Consider the following 21427-nt stretch of genomic DNA (forward strand, 5'->3'; position numbering starts at 1 on the left):
GAACGCATTGCGTGAGAAACTCGTGCCCCCCGTTCGCCCGATCGCGGTGGAGATCTCTCCAGGCGACCTGATCGACAAGATCACTGAGGGTCGAGCTGAAAACGATCAATGAAGCGATCTGGCTGAGCGAGGAAGCGCTCCGGGCCTGCGAGCGGTCGGGAGATTTCGGGCCCCGGTTCGTCGAGCTGGCGCGGTCGGTTTACCGCAACAACGATCGCCGTGCCTCCCTCGAGCGGACCATCGACGACCGACTTGGATCATCGCTTTTTGAAGTGAAATCCTACTAGGATCTGATTTAAAAATGGGGTCAGGTTCGAATGGCACGAGGATAAGGATTCCGTACAGTACCTTTTCAGGCTCCTGTACACTGTTTTTGCAACCAAAACCAGTGCACGCCCGCTCTTAAACTCGTACCATTCGATCCTGACCCCTTTCCCGCCTTCGGGGTGGACGAAGCCGCCAGGTGCTACCTGGTGATTGCCCTCGCCTGCCCTTGTCACGGGGCCTCCTCCATGTGCCGGGAGCAGTTTGCTCCTCCGGCTCCCTCCGCAAATCCAGCGTGGCCGCACCCCCGGAATGCCATGGCCCGCACGGCGAAGCGGGCCACGGAGACGCCGGCCCCAGGGGGGCCGGGAAGTCGCTATCGATGAGAGGCCGTCGCCGTAGGTCGGGAGACTTCCCTGACGACTTCGGCCACGTCATGCTCGGTCGCTTTCCGGGCGATGTCCGCCTGCGCCACCAGGCCGCAGCAGCTGCCTCGCTCATCCACCACCACGATGCGGCGGATCTGCTTCTCCTCCATCAGCCGCTCACAGTCTTCCAGACTGGTCTCCGGCCGGGCGGTCATCGCCGTCGGAGTCATACAGTCGCCCGCCGTCATCTCCAGCGGATTCCTTCGCATCGCCACCGACCGGCAGGTGATGTCCCGGTCGGTGATCACGCCCACCGGCCTCCTGTTCTCTCGGCTCTCGACCACGGGGATCACCCCGCAGTCGTGCTCGACCATCATGCGGGCCACCTCGGGCAGGCCGGTCTCCCGAGTGCAGCAGATGGGGTCGCCGGTCATGATCTCTCGGACCTGCATGGCGTCCTCCTTCCTCCCGCTGAGTCGATCTCTCGATTGGACGCCTCTGGGCGTCCTCCTGTGAGTCATTGAGGCGGTCAACCGCCCCCACGTCTCCTTGAGCTTGCCTCGGGATTGACCCCAGTTCATGACATACCTCCTGGGCTCAGGGCTCCGAGAAAGTTGTCCCATTCACAGCAACACGAAAATCCTCCTCCAGACCGTTCCGTTGGCTTGACTCGATCGGGACGATGGTGGAGCGGATCGGTGTCCCAGGCGGGCCAGGGTGGATCGCTCCCTCCCTGATCGCCGAGGAAGCCTCACGACTTCTTGGACGTTTTGACGCCGGTCGGCGTCACGAGTTGATGGACGTTGGTGCCGCCGCAGTGCGGGCACCGGATCTCCTTGTGCCGGTCATGCTCCTCAAAGGTCTCCTTCTCGTCGAAGGTCTTCGAGCAGTCGGCGCACTCGAACTCATACATCGGCATAGCTGGACCTCCCTCCCGACCCCGGCGGACCCGGACCCTGCCCCGATAGCTTGGCACCGTGAGGTCGTTCGTGCGGCCGTCGGGATCGCTGTCCGTGCCGAAGGACCGCTCGAACTCGGCCCTGAGTGTCGTCGCCCGCCGAAGGCGAATCACGGTTCCTATCATGCTCCCTGCCGATCGATGCTTCGGCGGGATGTACCGTTGACCTGTGAGGTGAAATGAGCAGGTCAACCCAGATCTTAGATAAATGGGGACAGGCCGTCAAGCGGGGCCGTCGCTCACGGAGCCGGTTGCGGTGTGCGTAAGTGCTTGTGGATTCCCGACTCGCATCTCGGCTCTTGGGGCCTTCCCCCAAATTTCAACGATTTCCCCCGGGCTTTGCCTCGCAAAGACCATTTTTTTGTAAGCGCTCGGCAGATGGCCTGCGTCCAGGCAAAGGACGGGGCTTAGGCGGACCGATCTCGACTCGAAACTTCGACAAAGAACCCGACGGTCGACCCGGATGTCCTTGACCGAGGGCATCGACGCGCACCATCTGCCGAGCACTTGCAAAAAAATGGGGTCGGGTTCGTCTTGAACGACCCAATGAGGAGCGGGCCCGATTGTGGGGCCACTTCTTTCTCGAACCTTCTTGAGCCCACGTGCTTAAACCAAGCAAAACAACAGCAACACAGCACTCAACAAATCCAATAAAACCAACCCCCAAACCATTTATCGAAGCCAAACATCACGATGCAACCTGGTTTCGGCCATTGTTCTTGGCTTGATACAGCGCCACGTCGGCGGCCTCAAGGAGTTGCTCGGCGGTGGCCCATGGAGATGGCGCAATCGCGGCGATCCCGATGCTGACGGTCACGATCCCGCGGGCCGCCCCCTCGTGGGGAATTCGCAGCGCGGCGACTGCGGTGCAGGCTCGCTCGGCGACCTCCCGCGTGATGGCGATGTTAGCGTCCGGCAGGATCAATGCGAATTCTTCGCCACCGTAGCGGGCCACCCAATCGGTGCCCTGACGGATACTCCCCTCCAGAGCTTCGGCGACCCGACGGAGGCAGGCGTCACCGGCGAGGTGACCATACCGGTCGTTGTACAGCTTGAAATGGTCGATGTCGATCATCGCCGCACCGAGCGAGATCCGGGACCGCTCCGCCCGCTGCCACTCGGCCGCAAGGACCTCATCGAACCGACGTCGATTGGCCAATCCGGTGAGCGAATCGGTGACGCTCAGCGCCTCCAATCGGCGGTTCGCCGCCCCCAGAGCCTCGGTCCGATCGGCCACCTTGCGTTCGAGCGAGGCATAGAGCCGCGCATTGTCCAGTGACACCGCGAGCTGACCGGCGATCAGCATGACCGCGTCCATCCCGCTGGCCGAGAACGCGCCTCGACTCAGCCGGTTCTCCAGCATCAGGATCGCGCGAAGGACGCCCTGGCTCGAGATCGGGACCAGGAGCAGCGAGCAGCAGTCGAGGGCGGCGATGTAGGGATCGCGTGCGAAGCGGTCGTCGCGCGTCGCGTCTTCCACGAGCAACGGTTCCCGGGTTCGCTCGGCATAGTGGAACGCCGAGAGCGGGAGCAGGCCCCGCGTGCCGGCCTCGTCCACCGGGATCGGCCCCCCGTCCTCGCCTGCCGAGGGAAGGCACCATCCCTCGGAATCGTCGTCGCGCAACACAACCAGCACCTTGGTCGCGCCGGTCATGGCGCCAAGCAATTCGCCGACTCGAGTCTTGATCCGATCGAGGCTGGTCTCCGAGCTCAGCGTTTGCGAAGCGCGGAGGATCGCCAGCATGTCGATCGCATCGGCGGAGACACCACTGCTGCCGGGTGAATCGCCCTGTTTTCGGGGACTGTCGACGGTCCGCAGGAAGGGGTAATTCTGCTCGAGCTCGCGCACCTTCGCGGTCGCCCCCCACGCCCCATAGAGCCGCCTCGCTTTGGCCAGCAGCTTGCCACCGGCGTGTTCGAGGCCGTGTGCGAGATGGAACCGAGCGGCCCGTTCGGCGATGAACGCGCGATGCCAGGGACGCTGTCGAGTCGAGACCTCATGTTGCGCTGCATCGAACGCAGAAGCGGCCCCCTGAAAGTCGCCGACGGCCCAGGCCCGCTCGGCCTCGACCAGCCGCAGCATGTGGAGGAAGTTGCCCGGCGCATCTGCGGCGCGACGAGCCAGCCAGTCTCGGCACTCATCAAGCTCGACGAGGCTCGCGGCCCGCGCTTCCGGCTGGGCCGTCCGGGCGCGATTCGCCCAGGCAAGCGCCTGAAGCCAATGCACCAGGGCAACGGCATAGGCGCCTTCGATGTTGGCCAGCATCGACACCGCCAGGGCGGCTTGCCGGGCCAGCTCCGGCTCGTCATTGAACAAGGCGGCCGATAATGCCCGACTCACATGGAAATAGCACGTAGAGACCGGGTTGCGGACCATGCTGGCGAGATGCTCGGCCTCGTCGAACGAGGGTCCCGAAAAGACGCCCGGCGCATCGGTCTCGCCGCGCAGCGAGCGCGACATCTGCCGGGATGTGACGAAACCGGCCAGGGATTGGACGTTGCCGATTCGCTCGGCCAGGGCAATCGCCGACTCGATCTCGGCCGCGTGACGATCGAGGGTCGGCCCGCACTCGAACAGGGTCCAGATTGCGGGGACGTAGGTGAAGCAGGCGAATTGCAGGTCACCGCCCTGCATCAAATCCTCGCGAGCCTGGTGGGCATACTGGAGGTCATTCTCCAAGGGCTCGAACCAATGCGCGTTATGAATCGCGAACAGGAAGCGTGCCTGGGCGGTTTCCGTCTGGAAACCGAGGGCTTCGCCCACCGCCAGGACGTGCCGCACCGCCTGGTAGCCGGCGCGATAGTCTCCTCGCAGCAGGAAGGTGACCAGGCTGGCGTGTCCCAACGGACAGATCAAGGGGGGGCAAGGACCGTGCTCAACCCAGAGCCGCTGGCCCTCGAGCACCAACCAAGCCTGGAGCATCCGATCGCAGAAGTAGGCTGCCGGCATCATCCGGTTGATGAGCCTGGCGATGGCGAACACGCGGGGGTCGTACGTTTCCGACCAGGTGCGCTCGTCCCGACTCGCGTCCGCTCCGGCCCAGCGCCAAAACGCATCCGCTCCCTGCGCGAGATCCGCCTCAACATTCGGCCCCACGGTGCGCGCCCCGAGTCGCCGCAGCAGGTCGAGCCCAAGCTCCAAGGCTTCGCGCGATCGACCGCGATGGGACAGGCTCCCAATCTGGACACAGGTCGCCTTGGCCAGGTCGACCGGGTCATGGCCACGGCGTTCGATCGAGCGGTAGAGACTGTCGGCCTCGTCGAGGCAGCCGAGGCTGGACAACGCCGCATGCCGCTCGAACTCCAGGTCCGCGAGCGTGTCCTGATCGGCGACGCTCCCCAAGGGGCCAAGCATCACCATGGCGGCCTCGAGAAAGTGATCCGAGGTGACATGGTTGCTCACGAGGCGAGCACGCGCGGCCGCCTCACGGAACAGACCGGCGACCCGACGGCGTTCGTCCGGGTCGTGGATCGCCTCGACGGCCGGCAAGTATTGATCCGCCGCATCGATACTATGGTTGGGAAACGTCACCAGCCGCCGCGCCAGGTCGAGGTGGACGGCAAGCCGCTCCGAGGGGTCGAGGCGTCGATAAGCGGCCTGCTGCACGCGGTCATGGCGAAACCGCACCGCGCCGGTGCGTTCGAAAATCAGGCTGGGATCGCCATGATCCAACACCAGAAGCCCATCCTCGAGCGGCGGCGCGAGCCGCGCTTCCAACGCCGACGCGGTCAGACCGCTGGCCGCCTCCAGCAGGTCGAGTCCCACCTCGCCGGCGAGACAGGCCATCGTCTCGAGCAATTCCGCCGACTCGACTGGCAGCCGGTCGATGCGTGCCGCCAGCAGGTCCACCACTTCACTCCGCCCGACGAAACGCCGGACCGTGGCTTCGTTCCAGCCCCACCCCTCAGGGCCCAGAATCAGCGCACCGTCTTGCCGGAGTGCGTTGACCAGCTCCACGGTGTCGTACGGATTGCCTCCGGTCCGATCGCCAATCACGGCGGCCAGTCGGATTGCCTCGGACGGCCGCAGTCGCAGCATCTCCTCCAGGAGCGTTCCCAGGTCGGCCAGCGGCAAGTTCTCCAACCTCAGCCGTAACGGCGCCACGTCCAGCCGTTCCCATCGGGAGAGCATCGGCGCGAGCGGATGAGCCGCCTCGACCTCCGCATCGCGATAGGCTCCCACGATCAACACGCCGCGCAGCGTTTCATCCGCCAACACGGCGTCGAGAAAGCGGATCGTCGTCGGCCCAGCCCATTGCAGGCCGTCAAGGACCATGACCACGGGCCGGGCCGGAGAAGCGACGGCCCGCAGCAATTCCAGCACCGCCTGGCGCAACCGTGCCTCGGCCTCGACCGGATCGCCCGGACTGATCTCGGGCTCCGCCCCGAGCAAGAGCGCAAACTCCGGCACGACCGCCGTGATCATGCCGGCATTGGGTCCCAAAGCGTGGAGGATCCGCGCCCGGTGGTCGACGAGTTCCCGCTCCGGTTCGGCCAGCAGGAGGCGGCCGAGGGCATGCAAAGCCTGCGACACCGCCCCCGTGGTCGCATCGCGGTGATACTGTTCAAACTTCCCGGCCACGAACAAGCCCCGACGCGCCGTCACCATCGGCCGAAGCTCGTCGATCAGTACGGTCTTGCCAACGCCCGGCGCCCCGGAAATCAGCACGCCGCGCGCCCGGTCGTCACCGATGCCCTCGAAGGCCTTGCGCAACGCCTCGATCTCGGGCTCCCGGCCAATGAGCCGGGAGGGAGGGGAGAGCCGGATCGGAAAGTCGCGTTCCCCCAACGGAAAAGTGCCGTCCTCTCCCCGCGTCTGGATCTCGCGCAACCGGGCAAGGTCGTCCGCCAGGCCCTCGGCACACTGGTAGCGCCGATCGGGCTCCTTCTCAAGCAAGCGCATGATGATCTCGGACAGCGCCCTCGGAACGAGCGGGTTCCGTTCGGCCGGCGGCGTCGGCACACGTACCAGGTGGTCGCGGATCAACTGGAGCGGGTCGGTGCCCACGAACGGGGGCTGACCGACCGCCAACTCGTAGAGGGTCGCGCCCAGCGAGTAGAGGTCGGCCCGCCGATCCACGGCCCTGCCCGTCCGGCCGGTCTGCTCGGGGGCGAGATAGGCCAACGTGCCTGAGATCTCGCGATGGTGGACGAAGCCCGGCCGCTCCTCGGCGAACGTGGTGGCGAGGTCGAAGTCGATCAGCAATGGCCGACGACCCGGCCCCGCGAGCAGGATATTGGCCGGGTTGATGTCCTTGTGAACCACGCGGCGGCGATGCAGGGCCGCGACGATCCGCGTCAGCCCCACCGCGAATTCCACCAGTTCGGGCATTGTCATCCGACCAACGCGGATCGCCTCCGCCAACGACACGCCGGCCATATCCTCCATCGCGAGGGCGTTCGCATTCGCATATTCTGCCGAGGGTGCCAGTTGCGGCACCCCGCAGACACCCGCCAATCGCTCGAGGATTCCCCGCTCGTGCCGCCACCGCGCCTTCGCGCGCGGACCGAACATCTCCTTCACGATCAGGCGATCGGGCGACCGATTCGGCAGGGTCAAGCGGAGCACTCGCGTGTGATCGCTCTCATGAAGAATCGCGATCGGCGCAGGGCCCGATTCGGAGTCGACCGTGGGGATCATCCGTTCGAGTGGTGCGGCCCAACCACCTTCAGTGGTCGTCGGCGGGTTGAGTTGAGTCTCTGCCATGAGATCAATCGCGTCATCCACGGGCCCCCCACTTCGACCGGATCGCTCCGGAGAATTGAGGTTCGACGTGGTCGTTTCATCGATCCGTTTCACTGGGTGCGCAATCCCCGCTCGCTTCCGAAATGTACGAGCACGCGGAAGCTCGCGTGACACTCGTTATCGCATGCCACACGGAAAAAGGAACCCAATGCCGCCGCCGTCTCCTAGAGCATAGGTCCCATTCGCGTGCCTAAGCATCAGGAATTCCCCGGTTTTTTTACGAGACGAACTCGATTTGAGTTCTGAACTTAGCGAAACAATTTTACGCAATGTCCGCCCTCGCCCCATCCCCGCGTCCCAACCAGAGACCGCGGTGTGACGGAAAGAGCGCACGACACAGGCCAGGGCCGGCCCATCGAATCCACGGCTGATCCCCAAGATCTTGGCGCAAGTCATACCGCCAGACTGCGCAACCTCTCGGCAGTCGCCTCATGTCTCAGAAGTCTTCTCGGGTGGCCCGAACCACAGAACGTAGGGCCGCCTAGCTGTCGATTGAAATGGGTTTGGCGAATGAGTATAGCCAATTCTGAGCCTGGTTTTTTCCAGCCTCCACGGTGACCACTTCCTCTCCGTGAACTGCACCTACGAAATCCTCGTGTAAGATGATCCACACAAAAAGACCGGCTGTCGTGCTTGCTCCGACCTGCGAGGAGAAGCGAGTTTTGGTCTTTCCATACCAATAAACACAATTTTTTTCTACCGATTTCCATTCTAAGACCATCGGATTACTTTTCACAATTACCCCATTTTATCAAAGCAACATCATAGCTAAGGCGACCAGAATTCGGGAATAAGCAACCACAACATCATATAAATGCTGACAGCCAGTGGATGACCTCGATCAAACTTCGACAGGATCCTTCAAGACGCAGAAAACTCTCTGGCCACTCAGTCTCTCGAAACCTGGGGAGTAATCGACCAGAACGTGAAGTTGTCCGGCCCCCCACCACGGATGACCCATCAACCCGGTGCCCTTGCTACATTATCCGCCCTTCTCGTGGTCCAACGGGGTTTGAACGGGGATCAAAGATGGTACCAGACGAAAGTCTGACGCTACTCGCCTTGAGACGGTGGCCTGGAATCCTTCACAAGCCGGGCACGACCGGCCAGTTGGCGATAGTATTTCTGTACAGTTCGGGGAAACAGTGGAATGCAAATCCATGGACGTTTTTGTCGGCTACGGTTACCGCAGTACCGAAGCCCCACACTATTGTAAACCGAGAAAGCCCCATCGGTCTCGGCCTGAAGTTCGAGCGCAGGATCCCAATGAGTCAACTTGCCATTGTCGAAGACAAGCTCGAAGATCCTGCCGTCTTCAAGTGTAATCAAACCCTCTTCAAAACTCATAAGTTTCTGAGGATTTTCGAGTGGCTCGTTCATAATCAGACAGGGATATTCGAAGTCAACGAGCCGAGACCCTCGCCGCTCCAAGTTGATTCCCGCGCCAAGAAGCACGCCGATCAAAGCGGGAATGAGCAGGATTTGCCCGATCGTGAATTGCACACGAGGGATTCGCATCAGTGTCCGATCGGCCTGCGTATGGGGTCAGTTTCTCGCGATGATTCAGGTATGCCGGAGTGACCGCCAGACCGACTCAGCCCAATCGCGTTCCGTTTCGTCCTCAACGAAAATATTGCAAATCCCGAGTCCCCCTTCAACGGCGGATCGGCCGCTCAATTGCCACAACCGCCTTCCCTCCTCTTCGTAGGCTGCGAATACGGCTGTTCCGAGCACCGGCGGCTCCTGGGACTCCAGCAACGGCCCATCGGGCTGTGACGCGTCGGCGAGGATTTCGGCGGCCGACGGTTTACTGCCGTCATGCTTGGTCATGGTGCATGACGAAAACCAGACGGTCCGCTGTCCATCCCAACCGCTCCAGGTCCCGTTCTCGTCCCACTCTTCAGACATCGCACCCGGGACCTTGATCGACCAACCCCCCGTCAGTTCCACTTCGACCGGCAACCGCCGATAGCCGATTCGACGGCTCTCGGGCGCCTTGGCCGCGTTGTGGGTCACAGCCTGCACCAGGTCGGCCCGCACAATTGACGGATCATCATGAAACTCCTCAAGATAATCGATCAGTTCCTCCCATTCCCGCCAGGGGTAGTCGAGCGAGGGGTCGAGATCGTGGGCCCGGGCAAGATCGCGATGCACGCTCATAAGGAGTGTTGCCTCGACCTCCGTCAAGGGGGTGCGCCACCGGACCTCCTTCCAGATCCGGCAGAGCGCCCTGCCCAGAAAAAAGCGGGCGTCACGTTCCTTGGACCACCAGGGGAAAAGGTCGATTCCCTGCGTGGGGTCGCTGGCGACGGCCTGAACCCATTCGAGGGTACGAGGACCAAGCGGTGTGATCAAAGGGCCGTGGCCTGGGTAGCGATGCCCGATCGGCATCGAGACCATCATCTCCTGATAGTCCTCCGACAGCTTCTCGGCGACGATTGAGGCAACCTGGCGGAGCCACTGGAGGAACTCGGTTTCCACGGCGGTCTCGTCACCTTCGTGGAAATAACCGGTTTCATCACCGGTCCCTGCCTCGTCGTCCGGCCCATCCCAGACAATCCCCACCGCCTCCCCCAGTCGGCGCATGAAATCAGCGACGACGATGTGGTATCCCGGTCCCACGGTGGAGGTTTTGCCCGAGGCGACGACCCGACCCGGCTCCGGGACAATCAACGCGACCTCCTCGGCGGAAGGGTGCAAACTCGCAAAGGCGGTCGGCTTCCCCTCGTGGTCCTGACCGATGCGGACGCCCTCCAGGAATTCGTTCCCGTGATCCCTGATCCAGGACGTGACGCGGACCAGCCACGCTTCGGGATTGGTTTCCTCGGGTTGAACTTCGTAACGCCCCGTCAAAAAGAATCCAACACCCATCGTCTTTCGCTCCCGATCAATGGAGACCGATTCCCCGACGGCGGCCCAGCCCCCATCCCCAGTTTGCCGCGGGACAGCCTTCAGGTTCGCGCCGGCTCTCCAAGGTCCACTCGGCCAGGCCGGAACCACGGAGTCGTTCAGGGATTCACCCTTTCAAGGAATAGGCCCTTAATTCTTTCTTGCCGGTTCGTCATACTCTGGTTTCGAATCGCTGGTTTTGCAAGGAACGGTCCGGTGGTCTCTTCCTCTCTCGATCGATCGGGCGTTCATCATCACCGAGTCCGACTCGGTCCTTCGTCTTGTTGAGGAGAGCGGCCATGTCGACCACACACGTTCACTGTTCGATGCCCACGTGCCGGGAAGCAGCCACCTACAAGGTCGCCTCGCACTGGAGCGGCGGGAGCTTTTCGGAACTGAAGACTTACGGATTTGCCTGCGCGGACCATCTCGGTCCGGTGTTCCGCGACGCCGAGGAGCGGCAGCAAGCCTATCAGCCCTCGCCGGGTGAGACGATTGAGGAGATCGCCATCTACCGGTTCGAGCAAGGCAAGCGCGATCGCCAGCTCCAACGGCTCTGGGGACTGGAAGAGAACTACCGGTCGTGACCGCGCAACCGCCCGTCACGTCCGTCGACATTGCAAACCACCGCCCTCTCGCTCACCGTGACTCGCTCCTCGCGACGGAGGCCTCCTGACTCATGGCACCGACGACTTACACCCTCCTGGCTGCCATCCTGGCGACGGCACTGGGCACCGCGACAGACTCGATCGGCGATGAGTCATGGGTCGTGGTGGTCCGCGCGGGGGACCACGACCGCGTCGACACCCCGGTCAGGATCGACCTTCAGGGAGCCCGGGGCGACGCCCTGCTCGCCAAGGCGCCGGCGATCGCAACGGGTCCGCAGCCATTCGGGTTGCAGGAAATCCGCGAGGATGGCACGACCCTCGATCCCTTCGTGGCCCAGGTTGAAGCCCTGCCGCGCGAGTCGGGGTCTTCGGTCCGACTCACCTGGATCTTGAGGGGAAAAACAGCCGCGGGGACCGAACGTCGATTCCAGGCGGCTCCCGACGGAGCGGCCAACGCGGCAAATCCGTGGACGCTGTCGGACCCGGCGGCCGGTGCGATCGTACTCAAGAACCGCGACCGCCCGGTGTTTCAATACAACACGCGCCCGGTCTCGCACCCGGACTATCCACCGCTCCAGACCCGCGACGCCTACATCCACCCGGCTTACACACCCTCCGGAGCGCTGATTACCGGGGACTTCTCGCCCCATCACACCCACCATCGCGGATTTTTTCTCGCCTACACGAAGACCCAGGTCGGCACGTTTCATCCCGACTTCTGGAATTTTCAGAGTGGGAGCGGAAAAATCGCCTTCGACCGGCTCGACCGCGTGGAGGCGGGGCCGGTGACCGCTCGGATCGAGAGCCATCACAAGTGGCAGGCCAAAGGCGCCGGGACCGTTCTGAACGAGCAGTGGCGGATTGAAGCCTACGACATTCCGGAAAGCCCATACTGGGTCTTCGACCTGACTGCGACGCAACAAGCGACGGACGAACCGATGGAACTCTTGCCGTACCGCTACGGCGGGATGGCTTACCGAGGCCCTGAGCCGTTCGTCAAGGGGCCGCTCGACGTCCTGACCAGCGAAGGCTTGAACCGCCTGGGCGGCGACCAGAAGGCCGCGCGCTGGGTCGACTTGACGGGTCCCGTCGAGGCGGGGTCGGACCGGTACGGGGGGGCGATGATCCTCGACCATCCGACGAACGTCAACCACCCGACCGTCGCTCGGATCCACCCGATCCTGCTCCCCTTCTTTTGCTACGTGCCCGGCCACGACGTCACGGTCACGATCAGCCCGACCGCGCCCACCGTTTTCCGCTACCGCGTGGTGATTCACGACGGGCGGCCCGACTCCAAACTCAACCCGAGGCTTTGGCGCGATTTTGCCGAACCGCCGGCCGTTGTGGTGGAGTCGAAAACCGCGAGCCGCTAACCATTTCCGGTTCGCCGGCAACTCCGCTTAAGCTTCGGAACGGTTGTGACGCGGGGCCGTCAACAGGCCGACTCTGATCGCTACAAACGGACTGACCGGCCCAGTCATTCCAACAGGGCGGCGGATCGCGTTTTCCGAAGTCCTGGACTGAGTTTCGGCGCGTTGGCGCGACGATACTACGGTCGGTCAAACCAGCCTCGGGATCACGGTGGAAGCCGCTGGGTCGGGGTATGGAGTGTCCGCGGGATGCGTCGTGGCCGCGTTCAACGGCTCTGGCCGAGGCGAAACGGCCCTAATCAGGACGGCCGCTGATTTGACTCCCTCGGGGGTCAGCTCAATCTGGTCGGAGGCGCCTAGGTGTCGCGTCGGGTCGGGGTTCTGCCCCAACCTGCCGTTCAAGGAGGTAAACAGGAAGTGAACATCGTCACGACCCGCTTCGGCCTGATTCAGGCCTCAGACTCGGAGCTGATCCGAATTCCTGAGGGATTGGTCGGGTTCCGTACATTCACGCAGTTCATTCATCTCCCCGATCCGGTGGTGGCCGGCCTGTCGTGGTTGCAAAGTGTGACCGCGCCAGATTTGGCCTTCGGGTTGGTCGCCCCCCCCTTGGCGGTCAGCGATTACCGAATCGAACTCCGTCCTGGTGACCGGACGGCCCTGGAGCTGGACGAAGAGCGTTCGGCGCTCATCTACGTGATCCTCAACCGCGGCGAGGGGGGTGGCCTCACGGTCAACCTCCAAGGGCCTCTGGTGTTCAACCCGGTCCGTCGGCTTGGCCGGCAACTGGTGCTGACCTCCAGTCGCTATGCGGTACGGTATCCGCTCGACCCGAGTCAAGCCCCTGCGCCCACGCTGCTGCCTGGTCCGTCGCCGCTCCGTGCGACGGCGTGACCCGACGAGCAGTCACTATCGCAAACGGCGACGTGCCATCCCAGTCGTCGAAAGCCCCGTCGTGGTAACCGAGCGCCCGGGCAACGTGATCAGGGACGGTCACGAATCTCGTTGGCAGGAGGAAGGAGCCTAGAAGATGCTGGTTCTGTCCCGACACCGCGACGAAAGCATTATCATTGGTGATGACATTGTCATTACCGTGGTCGATATCCGGGGCGACAAGGTTCGATTGGGGATCGCGGCCCCCATCGAAATCTCCGTGCACCGACAAGAAGTGTACGAGGCCATTCAACGCGAAAACCGGCAGGCGAGCCGACTGGACCCCCACGACGCCCGCCAGCTCGAACACCTCAATAACCCGCCGCTTCGGCGCGACTTGCGTCGCCCGCGAACCGACGATATTTGAGCTCGCGTTCCATGGCGAAGGAAGGGGAACCGGCCACGCCCGACCCCTTCCGCCCCCGCCTGCGATTCGTTTTGAATCCCCGCCGGACGCCCGCTCCCTGGTTCTTACCGGGGAGCGCGCGTCCGTTTTCGTTGCCGCACCGCACCGGCCAGCAAAATGGCTCAATGCCATGAAACCAAACCCAATGGCATGAATCGCCGTTGGCAATTCATCAGAATCCGACGCCCAAATCACAAAACCGACCACATCCTTTCACACAAACAACCTCGAGCCCTGATCGCTTACGCGACCCAATCTCGTCGTGCAGCCCGCCAGAACCGATCGTGCAATTCGCATGACGCCTCCCCCCGCCTCCTCAAACCCACCCGCGACCCCATTTTCCACAACCACTTTCTATTCAATGGGTTACACTCAATCCGAAAGTCCTGGCACGCCGATTGCTTATTTCCATTGTGCGTACCGGGAGAACGCCTCAATGGGGTGAGTCGCACTCGGTTCGATCTCGGCCGACTCGATCTCCGGAGATCCGGCATCAGTGGCATGGATCGGCTCAACTGCGACCCCCGACACAGGAACATCTCCATACACATTACACTCGAAACCGGGGCCATCCCGTCTGGGACGAAAGCAAGGGAAGCCCGGCAGAATGACTCGTCCCGTGGGGAGCTTGTGAGATGGACGACACGACATCGAAAGTGAATGCATCCGGGGAAGTGTCCGCGATTGTAGAGCTTCGCCGTCACTCTCCCGCCGGCATGATTGCGGTCATCTACCGAAGGAGAAAGCGCCGCAAAGCGATCCCGCTCACGGACGGTACCATCGTCGAGGTCCCCACGTCCGATCAACGATGCGAGGCGCCCCGACACCTCGAGGCCTGCCTCGGAATCACGGCCGGTGGCTTCCCGGCGACCGTCCACCATTTGAATCTCGGGCTGGTCGTCGACCACGTGGTGCTTGGAGGCGTCTTCGTCCTGCCGAGCGGAGAGGTCGCGGCGATCTACGGTGCGCAAGCCATCCCCCTCGGCTAAGCCGATGAACACGGTTTACCCTGATTTCCTGAGGGAGGAACGCCGCCTTGCATCGACTACGGTGTGCCACGGGTGAGAAATGAGCCCGTGGCCAACAACCCGGACTTCCGCTCATCGGCTCTCTTTCAATGCATTGCACCATTTAACCAACAAGATATCCCTGCACTTCGTTACAGGGATTACTCATAGGTAAAAGTTTCGGTATTCTTATTAAGTACCTGCCTGAGAATCTGCTCGACGAGTCCGGCGTACTCCGGGGAGTCGCGGCGGCGAGGCCTGGGCAGAGGGATTCGGGTCTCCGAGGTAATCCGGCCTTGGTCGACGATGATCACGCGGTCGGCCAAGGTGACGGCTTCCTCGACATCGTGGGTGACGAGAACTCCGGTGAATCCCGACGCTTTCCAGACCTGCTCGACCAGGGCTTGCATCTCGATCCGCGTCAGGGCATCGAGCGCCCCGAGGGGTTCGTCCAGGAGCAATAAGCCAGGGGACCCCGCGAGCGCGCGGGCGAGAGCAACCCGTTGCTGCTGGCCTCCGGAAAGGGTGCGAGGCCAATCCTCGGCTCGGTCCTCCAACCCGACCTGCTTCAGCGCCCAGTTCACTCGACCGACCTGTTCGACCGGCAGTCCAAGGCCAACGTTCCCAGCAACGCGATCCCAGGGCAAGAGACGGGCATCCTGAAACATGAGACGGACCCGCCGGTTCAAACCAGTCAACGGCGAGCCATCTTGAAGGATCGCCCCGCGAGTCGGGTTTTCCAGGCCCGCCAACAGCCGCAGGAGCGTCGTCTTGCCTGAACCGCTTCGGCCAACCACGGCGACGAACTCACCGGGGTCAACCTCAAGGTCGAGGTCGCGCAGCACGGCGCGACCGCCGTAGCGGTGGCAGAGACCCCGGATCTCCAGTCGCACTCCACAGACCACACCCGCCCCCTTGTATTTTCACCATGAACATCAACGCGATCGTAGACTCGGATGCCAGGGAAGCAGTCGTCGCTCGAGCCAGCGCGTGGCTGAGTCAGCGAGCTTGCCCAGGAGCGCATAGAGGACGATCGAGAGCAGGACCACATCGGCTTGGAGAAACTCACGCGCGTTCATTGCCAGGTAGCCGATCCCCGCGTCGGCCGAAACGGTCTCGGCAACGATCAGAGTCAACCACATTAGCCCGAGTCCGTACCGCAGTCCGACCAAAATCGACGGCAAGGCCCCGGGGAGCAGGATCCGCCGCAGCATCTGCCAGCGGCCAAGACCATGGACCCGCCCGAGCTCGGTCAGTCGCGGGTCGAGTCCCTTCAGGCCGTGCAACGTGTTCAAATAAAGCGGGAAGACGACTCCCAAAGCGACGAGGGCCACCTTGGCCGTCTCGCCGATCCCGAGCCAAAGGATCACGAGCGGGATCAGGGCGAGGTGCGGGACCGCCCGCGCCATCTGGAGCGTCGTGTCAAACAAGCGGTCCGCCGTCCGCGAGAGGCCATTCAAGAACCCGAGCGCAAGCCCGATCCCACCGCCGATCGCGAACCCGAACGTGGCCCGTCGCGTGCTGACGGCGACGTGCCAGGGCAACTCTCCCGAGGCCGTCAGTCGGACCGCCGCGCGGACGACACTCAGGGGCGACGGTAGGAGCCGAGACGGAAGCCAGCCGAGGCTCGACACGACCTGCCAGGCCCCCACCACGAGCGCGGGGACCAGCCAAGGGATCAGCCGGTCAAGCCAGCGCGACGGGGCCGGCTCGGCCGTCTCGAAATCGAGGAGCGGTACGGAACGGCGTGGTCGGGCTCGAATCAGGGTCATCGCGACACCACCGCGCCGGGTTGGAACCGGTTCCTCGACCCTTGTCTCGTGACTCTCGTCATCCGCCGGCCCCTTGCGATGAGTTCGTGGTGGTAGGCGCAAGCACCGCCTCGCGGACGCTGAGCTTCGCCGGGATCAGGCCGAGCTCGGCAAAGAGGTCGGCAACGCGCTGTTGCTCGGCGACAACCTCACGATCCATCGGAGCGAGGCCGAACGCCTTGCGGTCGATCACCCGGCGCATCGTCCCGATGTCCAGCCCGATCTCGTTCCCGAAGAGGCGCGCGACCTCGTCGAGGTGGGACCGCGTCCAGTCGGCCTGTCCTCCGAGACCGTCGAGGATCGCGGCGATCACCTCGGGGTGGTCGCGGGCGAACGCGCGGGTGGCGATCAGGAATTCGCGGTTGGCCACGAGGCCGTCACCGTCGGAGAGTACCCGTGCGTTCGCATGGGCTTCGGCCTCGGCATAGTACGGGTCCCATGCCGCCCAGGCGTCGACGCTCCCCCCTTCAAACGCTGCGCGCGCGTCGGACGGAGGAAGAAAGACGGGACGGACCTCGTCGTAGCGGACACCGGCACGTTCCAGGGCGCGGACCAGGAGATTATGAACATTCGAGCCCTTATTGAGCGCGATCCGCTTCCCTTTCAACTCGGCCACCGATTTCAAGGCCGAGTCGGCGGGTACAAGAATCGCCTCCGCTCGAGGCCGCGCCGGCTCGCAGCCCACGTACACAAATGGCACCCCGGCCGCTTGGGCCAGGATCGGCGGGGCGTCGCCGGTGTGACCGAAGTCGATGCTCCCGGCGTTCAACGCCTCCAGCAGTTGCGGCCCCGCAGAGAATCCGACCCACTTCACTCGAGCCTTGAGCCTCGCCAGCGCGGGTTCCAGCCCACCCCGTAGCCTCAAGAGATTCAACGACCCCGTCTTCTGATAGCCGATCGTTACTTCGGTTTGCGCACCATCGCCGCCCCCGCCACTGCACCCGGCCACGACCACGACTGACGCCAGGTAGAGGTTGGTGAGCCAACCCACCGTCGAGTTCCATCGTCGGATCATTTCAATCCACCTCGCAATTCGCAATCCCGACCGGGCTAATCGAGAATTGACAATAGTGTGGCCAGAACCGACCGTGAGATCAAGGCGTATTGATTCCGATCGAGAGGACCAGAAGCAAACCAGACAATCTTGACCGAATTAGTCAGTGATCGTTATGGTTCTCGTGCGGCTCAACGTGCTTCCATCGTCCACGGCTCGCCCCGGGTGAAGCCCCGACCGACCTCCGGCACAACAAACGAGAGCGTGACATCGTCCTGAAAATCGCTTTTTTTAGCGGAGGAGTTGATTCCAAATGGCGGATTCCAGGTCGCCGGACATCGTAGTCGACCCACGAGCCTGGCGCAGGGATGATGTGGGACCAGAAACGGCTTGGCGCATCCCGTTCCCTCCGGACCTTGCCGACGCGCTTGTCGCGCTCGCCCGGGGGAGCACTCGACGGGTCGGGACCGCACTCGACGAGGCCGACCGCCTGGCATGGGCCCCTCTGTTCGCCGGGGTCCTCGACCACCTGGAGCGGGGCCGTGGGTTTGCCGTGATCGAAGCTCCCGCCGGGGCCGATTTACCCCCCGAGGCCCGGAGCGCTCTCTACTGGATTGTGGGCCAGCTTCTGGGTGCTCCCGTGGTGCAGAATGTCGAGGGGGTTCGGCTTTACGACGTCCGCGACACAGGGCGGACGATCGGCCAGGGGGCGCGCTTTTCCGTCACCAACGCCGAGAGCACCTATCACACCGACGCCTCGTTCGACGACGAGGTGGTGGACTACGTCGGCCTGCTCTGCCTGAATCCGGCAAAGTCGGGCGGCTTGAGCCAACTCGTGAGCGGCTACACGGTCGAGGCCGAGCTTGCCGCGTCCGCGCCTGACTCGTTACGGACCTTGGCTGAGGCGTTCCACGTCGATCGCCGGGGCGGTATCCGACCGGGCGAGTCGCCCACGGCGCTCCGCCCCGTCATCACGACAGACAGGAGCGGACTCATCTACCGCTACCTGCGGACTTGGATCGAGGTCGGTCACGAGAAAGCCGGCGAGCCCCTCTCACCCGCACAGACCGAGGCGCTCGACGCCCTCGACCAGGTTTTGAACCGGCCGGAGCTTCGGGTTGAGTTCATGCTCCGCCCCGGCGACATGTTCTTCGCCAACAATCGCTGGACACTCCATAACCGCACCGCGTTTGAGGATCACCCCGACCCCGGGCGCCGTCGGCATTATGTGCGGCTCTGGCTGAGTGCACAAACTCATCGTCACGCCAACATCGATTAACCTTCGTCTCACGTCCCAAACAAGCATAAACGTAAAAAAGGAGACGTTCCCAGGACATTCAATCCAATTCGATGATAATATCATCTTTTTCGGCAAGCGACCCCATCTGCTCGCGCCAACTCCCGCTCGTCCCCCCCGCTTCCTCGTCCGGATCGACCGGCCACGAGGCGGACGGCTTGACCGTGGGAATCCCCAGCGGTGAGGGCGCCGCGAAACCTGATGCGGCTTTGTCCCGCCCCTTCGCGCTCCCCGTCGGGGTCGAGGCCCGCGCCGAAGGACCTCGTTGCGCCTTCTCCGAAGGGCCGGGCGCACTGTCAGGTCCCAGATAGACCCGCATCTTATACCCACCCAAGGTCAGTCGATCGTCGGGCAACAACGCGGCCCAACGAATCTTCTGCCCCTTGACCTTCGTTCCATTGGTGCTCCCCAGGTCGCGGACCACCAACAGGCCGTCCGTCTTCACCAGCACGCAATGCCGCTTCGACAAGCTGGGATCATCGATCGTGACGTCGCAAAAGCCCCGACGACCCACGACCGTGAGATCCCGGTCGATCACAATCGGCGGATCCCCATTATCGGGAACGAGTTCGGCTTTCATGGTCTGTCCTTGGAAAACCGCCAAAGGAACGAGCGGAGGCAAGTCGTCGCGCCGTCCTTGGATGATGACGCCACCTGGAGATCTTAACACCGAATCGGTGGTTTGGACAATCGAACCAACAGATTGCATCCACGCTACCATGGGTTGACAGCAGGCACCAGCCCAATCTCGGGAACTTTGAAACCGGCCGAGAGGGGGAGAGGTAACAGATCCGAATCAGGGACGAGTGGAACGTTCTTCACTGAGTGGAGGTTGCGCCGATGCCTCGACTGGGCCAACGCATGCGCTTTGGGATTGTTTGTGGGTTTGCCGGACTCTGGCTCGCGTGGGGTGTGTCGACCTCGTTGGGGGCTGATGGGGGTCACGCCTCGCGCTGGATCGCGGGAGACGCGGCGATCTACCTTGAGTTGTCCCACGCCTCACCGCTGCTCGATCAATTGCTCAGTGACAAATATCAGAATGCCCTCACGGCGCTGCCTGGCTATGTGCAAACGACCCGGAGCAAGACCTACAAGCAAGCCATCGCCGAGCTTGAGCACGTGTCGAAGCAACTCGGCACCACCTGGCAACAAGGCCTGCGCGACCTGACGGGGGGAGGGATCGTTCTGGCCGTCGAAGGCGAGCCGGGCAAGTCGGCACGACCGATCTTGATCGTGACGCCCACCGATCCCGCATTCTTGACGCGCACCAATCAGACGATCCTCGACCGAGCGCGAGAGAAAGCCAACTCCCAAGGAAAAGCGGATCCGATCCAGTCGACGGACTATCGCGGGATCACCGGCTACGAACCGGGCCATGGGGCCTACGCAATCGTCGAGGGCAAGCTGGTCATCGTCGACCGCTTGAAAACCCTCCAGCAGGTGATCGATCGCGTCCTGGATGGCGCAGAGGCGGGCGCGTCCCTGGCCGACGACGCCACCTGGAAGGCAAGACGAGAGCAAGCGGGCGATCGGCAAGCCTGGGGCCTCGTCCGGCTCGACCGCCTCCGGGAGCTCGATCCGAAGCGATTCGCCTTCAAGGGAGATCCCAAGCTACCGGCAACCTTTCTCTTCGGGTCATGGCTCGAGGTGATCCGAAAGGCCGACTGGGCCTCGGCGGCCTTGTCGTGGACCGATGCCGGCCTGGCCGCGGAACTCACCTTGCCCACCCCGCCATCGGGCTACCCCGACGCCTTGAAAGGGTTCGTTCCTCCCCAGGGGCGAGGCGCGACGCAGCCGGTCAATCCTCCCGGCACCATCGCAAGCCTGAGCCTTTGGCGTGATCTGGCGAGTGTCTGGGAAGCGCGTGCCGACCTCTTCCCTCCCGAGGTCGTGCAAGGGCTCGCCAAGCTCGACGGCGTCGCGGGGCAGTTCTTCGGTGCCCGTGACTTCGGCACGGACGTGCTCGGAGCCCTGGGCGACGAATGGAGATTGGTGATCGCCCGGCAAGACCATTCGAGCTTGAAACCGGTTCCCGACATGAAACTGCCTGCGTTCGCGCTCGTCGTTGACTTGAAGCCGGGCGACAACGACTTCCCCCAACGTCTCAAGGTGGCCTTTCAGTCGATCGTCGGCCTCATCAACCTGGGAGGAGTTCAGTCGAAATCACCGCCGCTGGAGCTGGGTTCGGAGACCGTTGCGGACGTCACGATTTCGACCGCTCGCTACATGCTCCCCAAAACTCCCGCCGACGCCAAGGAACCGGTCCATTCGCGACACAACTTCAGCCCGGCGATCGCTCAGGTTGAAAACCGCTTCATTCTGAGTTCGAGCGTGAGCCTGGCGCGCGACCTGATCCAGACCTTCAAGACACCGGCAAAGCCCGAGGACAGAACGCTGATGGTCGAAGCCAACGGCCGCGAGCTGGCCGATCTCGTCGAGATCAACAAGTCCCGCCTCGTCATGCAAAACATGCTTGAGAAAGGGCATAATAAGACGCAAGCCGAGCACGAAATCTCGGTGCTGACCCAACTCCTTCGCTACCTGGGACTCGCCCGACTCTCGGTCCAGGACAGCGCCGAGGTCGTACGACTCAAGCTCAATCTCGACCTCGCGAACTAATCATTGCAGAGTCTGCCGCAAGGAAACCGGGCCGTCTGTCGGCCCCGGAGGCTGAAATTCGCGAGAGAAGCTCGTTCCCACACGCTGCATGGGAATGCCGTCCTGGCCGCTCTGCGGCCCCCCCCACCCGCCGAAGAAGACGTCGCGGACGGCATTC

16 protein-coding genes are annotated in these 21427 nt (G+C 63.2%); 8 read left to right on the forward strand and 8 right to left on the reverse strand.

The window, feature by feature from the left end; genetic code table 11:
• Positions 1-640 precede the first annotated feature (640 nt).
• The 3 genes from BUS42_RS13835 to BUS42_RS13845 form a co-directional block, all read right to left on the reverse strand.
• Positions 641-1084 (reverse strand): CBS domain-containing protein, encoded by a 444-nt coding sequence (locus BUS42_RS13835; protein ID WP_074307411.1) that lies wholly within the window; start codon positions 1082-1084, stop codon positions 641-643.
• Positions 1085-1383: 299 nt separating this feature from the next.
• Entirely contained in the window at positions 1384-1704 is a 321-nt protein-coding gene (locus BUS42_RS41900) for an FmdB family zinc ribbon protein (RefSeq protein WP_159452225.1), read from the reverse strand.
• Between the two features lie 574 nt (positions 1705-2278).
• Positions 2279-7297 (reverse strand): diguanylate cyclase domain-containing protein, encoded by a 5019-nt coding sequence (locus BUS42_RS13845; RefSeq protein WP_083670544.1) that lies wholly within the window; start codon positions 7295-7297, stop codon positions 2279-2281.
• A gap of 1305 nt (positions 7298-8602) precedes the next feature.
• Between BUS42_RS13845 and BUS42_RS42720 the strand changes: the two genes are divergently transcribed.
• A complete protein-coding gene (locus BUS42_RS42720) occupies positions 8603-8917 on the forward strand; it encodes a hypothetical protein (RefSeq protein ID WP_143206327.1) in 315 nt (104 codons plus the stop codon).
• Here BUS42_RS42720 and BUS42_RS13855 read toward each other — a convergent pair.
• Positions 8900-10207, reverse strand: a complete 1308-nt coding sequence (locus BUS42_RS13855) for a BRCT domain-containing protein (RefSeq protein ID WP_074307413.1) — start codon at positions 10205-10207, stop codon at positions 8900-8902. The genes BUS42_RS42720 and BUS42_RS13855 overlap by 18 nt on opposite strands.
• Before the next feature lie 317 nt (positions 10208-10524).
• On the opposite strand from BUS42_RS13855, the gene BUS42_RS13860 reads away from it, so the two are divergent.
• From BUS42_RS13860 to BUS42_RS13880, 5 genes are all read left to right on the forward strand, one after another.
• On the forward strand, positions 10525-10812 hold the full coding sequence (locus BUS42_RS13860) for a hypothetical protein (RefSeq protein WP_074307414.1): 288 nt from the start codon (positions 10525-10527) through the stop codon (positions 10810-10812).
• Between the two features lie 92 nt (positions 10813-10904).
• Entirely contained in the window at positions 10905-12206 is a 1302-nt protein-coding gene (locus BUS42_RS13865) for a DUF6807 domain-containing protein (protein WP_074307415.1), read from the forward strand.
• Between the two features lie 414 nt (positions 12207-12620).
• Positions 12621-13097 (forward strand): flagellar assembly protein FliW, encoded by a 477-nt coding sequence (gene fliW / locus BUS42_RS13870; protein ID WP_074307416.1) that lies wholly within the window; start codon positions 12621-12623, stop codon positions 13095-13097.
• Between the two features lie 136 nt (positions 13098-13233).
• Positions 13234-13503, forward strand: coding sequence for a carbon storage regulator CsrA (csrA, locus tag BUS42_RS13875; protein ID WP_015249859.1), 270 nt, complete (start codon positions 13234-13236; stop codon positions 13501-13503).
• 674 nt (positions 13504-14177) lie between these two features.
• Positions 14178-14531, forward strand: coding sequence for a hypothetical protein (locus tag BUS42_RS13880; RefSeq protein ID WP_074307417.1), 354 nt, complete (start codon positions 14178-14180; stop codon positions 14529-14531).
• Positions 14532-14710: 179 nt separating this feature from the next.
• On the opposite strand, the gene BUS42_RS13885 is transcribed toward BUS42_RS13880, so the two are convergent.
• Genes BUS42_RS13885 through BUS42_RS13895 form a run of 3 tightly spaced genes read right to left on the reverse strand, consistent with a single transcriptional unit; the run spans position 14711 to position 17375 of the window.
• Entirely contained in the window at positions 14711-15442 is a 732-nt protein-coding gene (locus BUS42_RS13885; RefSeq protein ID WP_254053496.1) for an ABC transporter ATP-binding protein, read from the reverse strand.
• A 42-nt stretch (positions 15443-15484) separates the two neighbouring features.
• Positions 15485-16321 (reverse strand): ABC transporter permease subunit, encoded by an 837-nt coding sequence (locus tag BUS42_RS13890; protein WP_074307419.1) that lies wholly within the window; start codon positions 16319-16321, stop codon positions 15485-15487.
• A gap of 58 nt (positions 16322-16379) precedes the next feature.
• Positions 16380-17375, reverse strand: coding sequence for a sulfonate ABC transporter substrate-binding protein (locus BUS42_RS13895; RefSeq protein WP_074307420.1), 996 nt, complete (start codon positions 17373-17375; stop codon positions 16380-16382).
• 292 nt (positions 17376-17667) lie between these two features.
• On the opposite strand from BUS42_RS13895, the gene BUS42_RS13900 reads away from it, so the two are divergent.
• Positions 17668-18633, forward strand: coding sequence for a TauD/TfdA family dioxygenase (locus tag BUS42_RS13900; protein WP_074307421.1), 966 nt, complete (start codon positions 17668-17670; stop codon positions 18631-18633).
• A 58-nt stretch (positions 18634-18691) separates the two neighbouring features.
• On the opposite strand, the gene BUS42_RS13905 is transcribed toward BUS42_RS13900, so the two are convergent.
• Positions 18692-19231 (reverse strand): FHA domain-containing protein, encoded by a 540-nt coding sequence (locus BUS42_RS13905; RefSeq protein WP_074307422.1) that lies wholly within the window; start codon positions 19229-19231, stop codon positions 18692-18694.
• A gap of 260 nt (positions 19232-19491) precedes the next feature.
• Here BUS42_RS13905 and BUS42_RS13910 point away from each other — a divergent pair, with 260 nt between their 5' ends.
• On the forward strand, positions 19492-21270 hold the full coding sequence (locus BUS42_RS13910; protein ID WP_254053497.1) for a DUF3352 domain-containing protein: 1779 nt from the start codon (positions 19492-19494) through the stop codon (positions 21268-21270).
• Positions 21271-21427: the final 157 nt, after the last annotated feature.

Source organism: Singulisphaera sp. GP187, from assembly GCF_900129635.1.
Lineage (GTDB): Bacteria > Planctomycetota > Planctomycetia > Isosphaerales > Isosphaeraceae > Singulisphaera.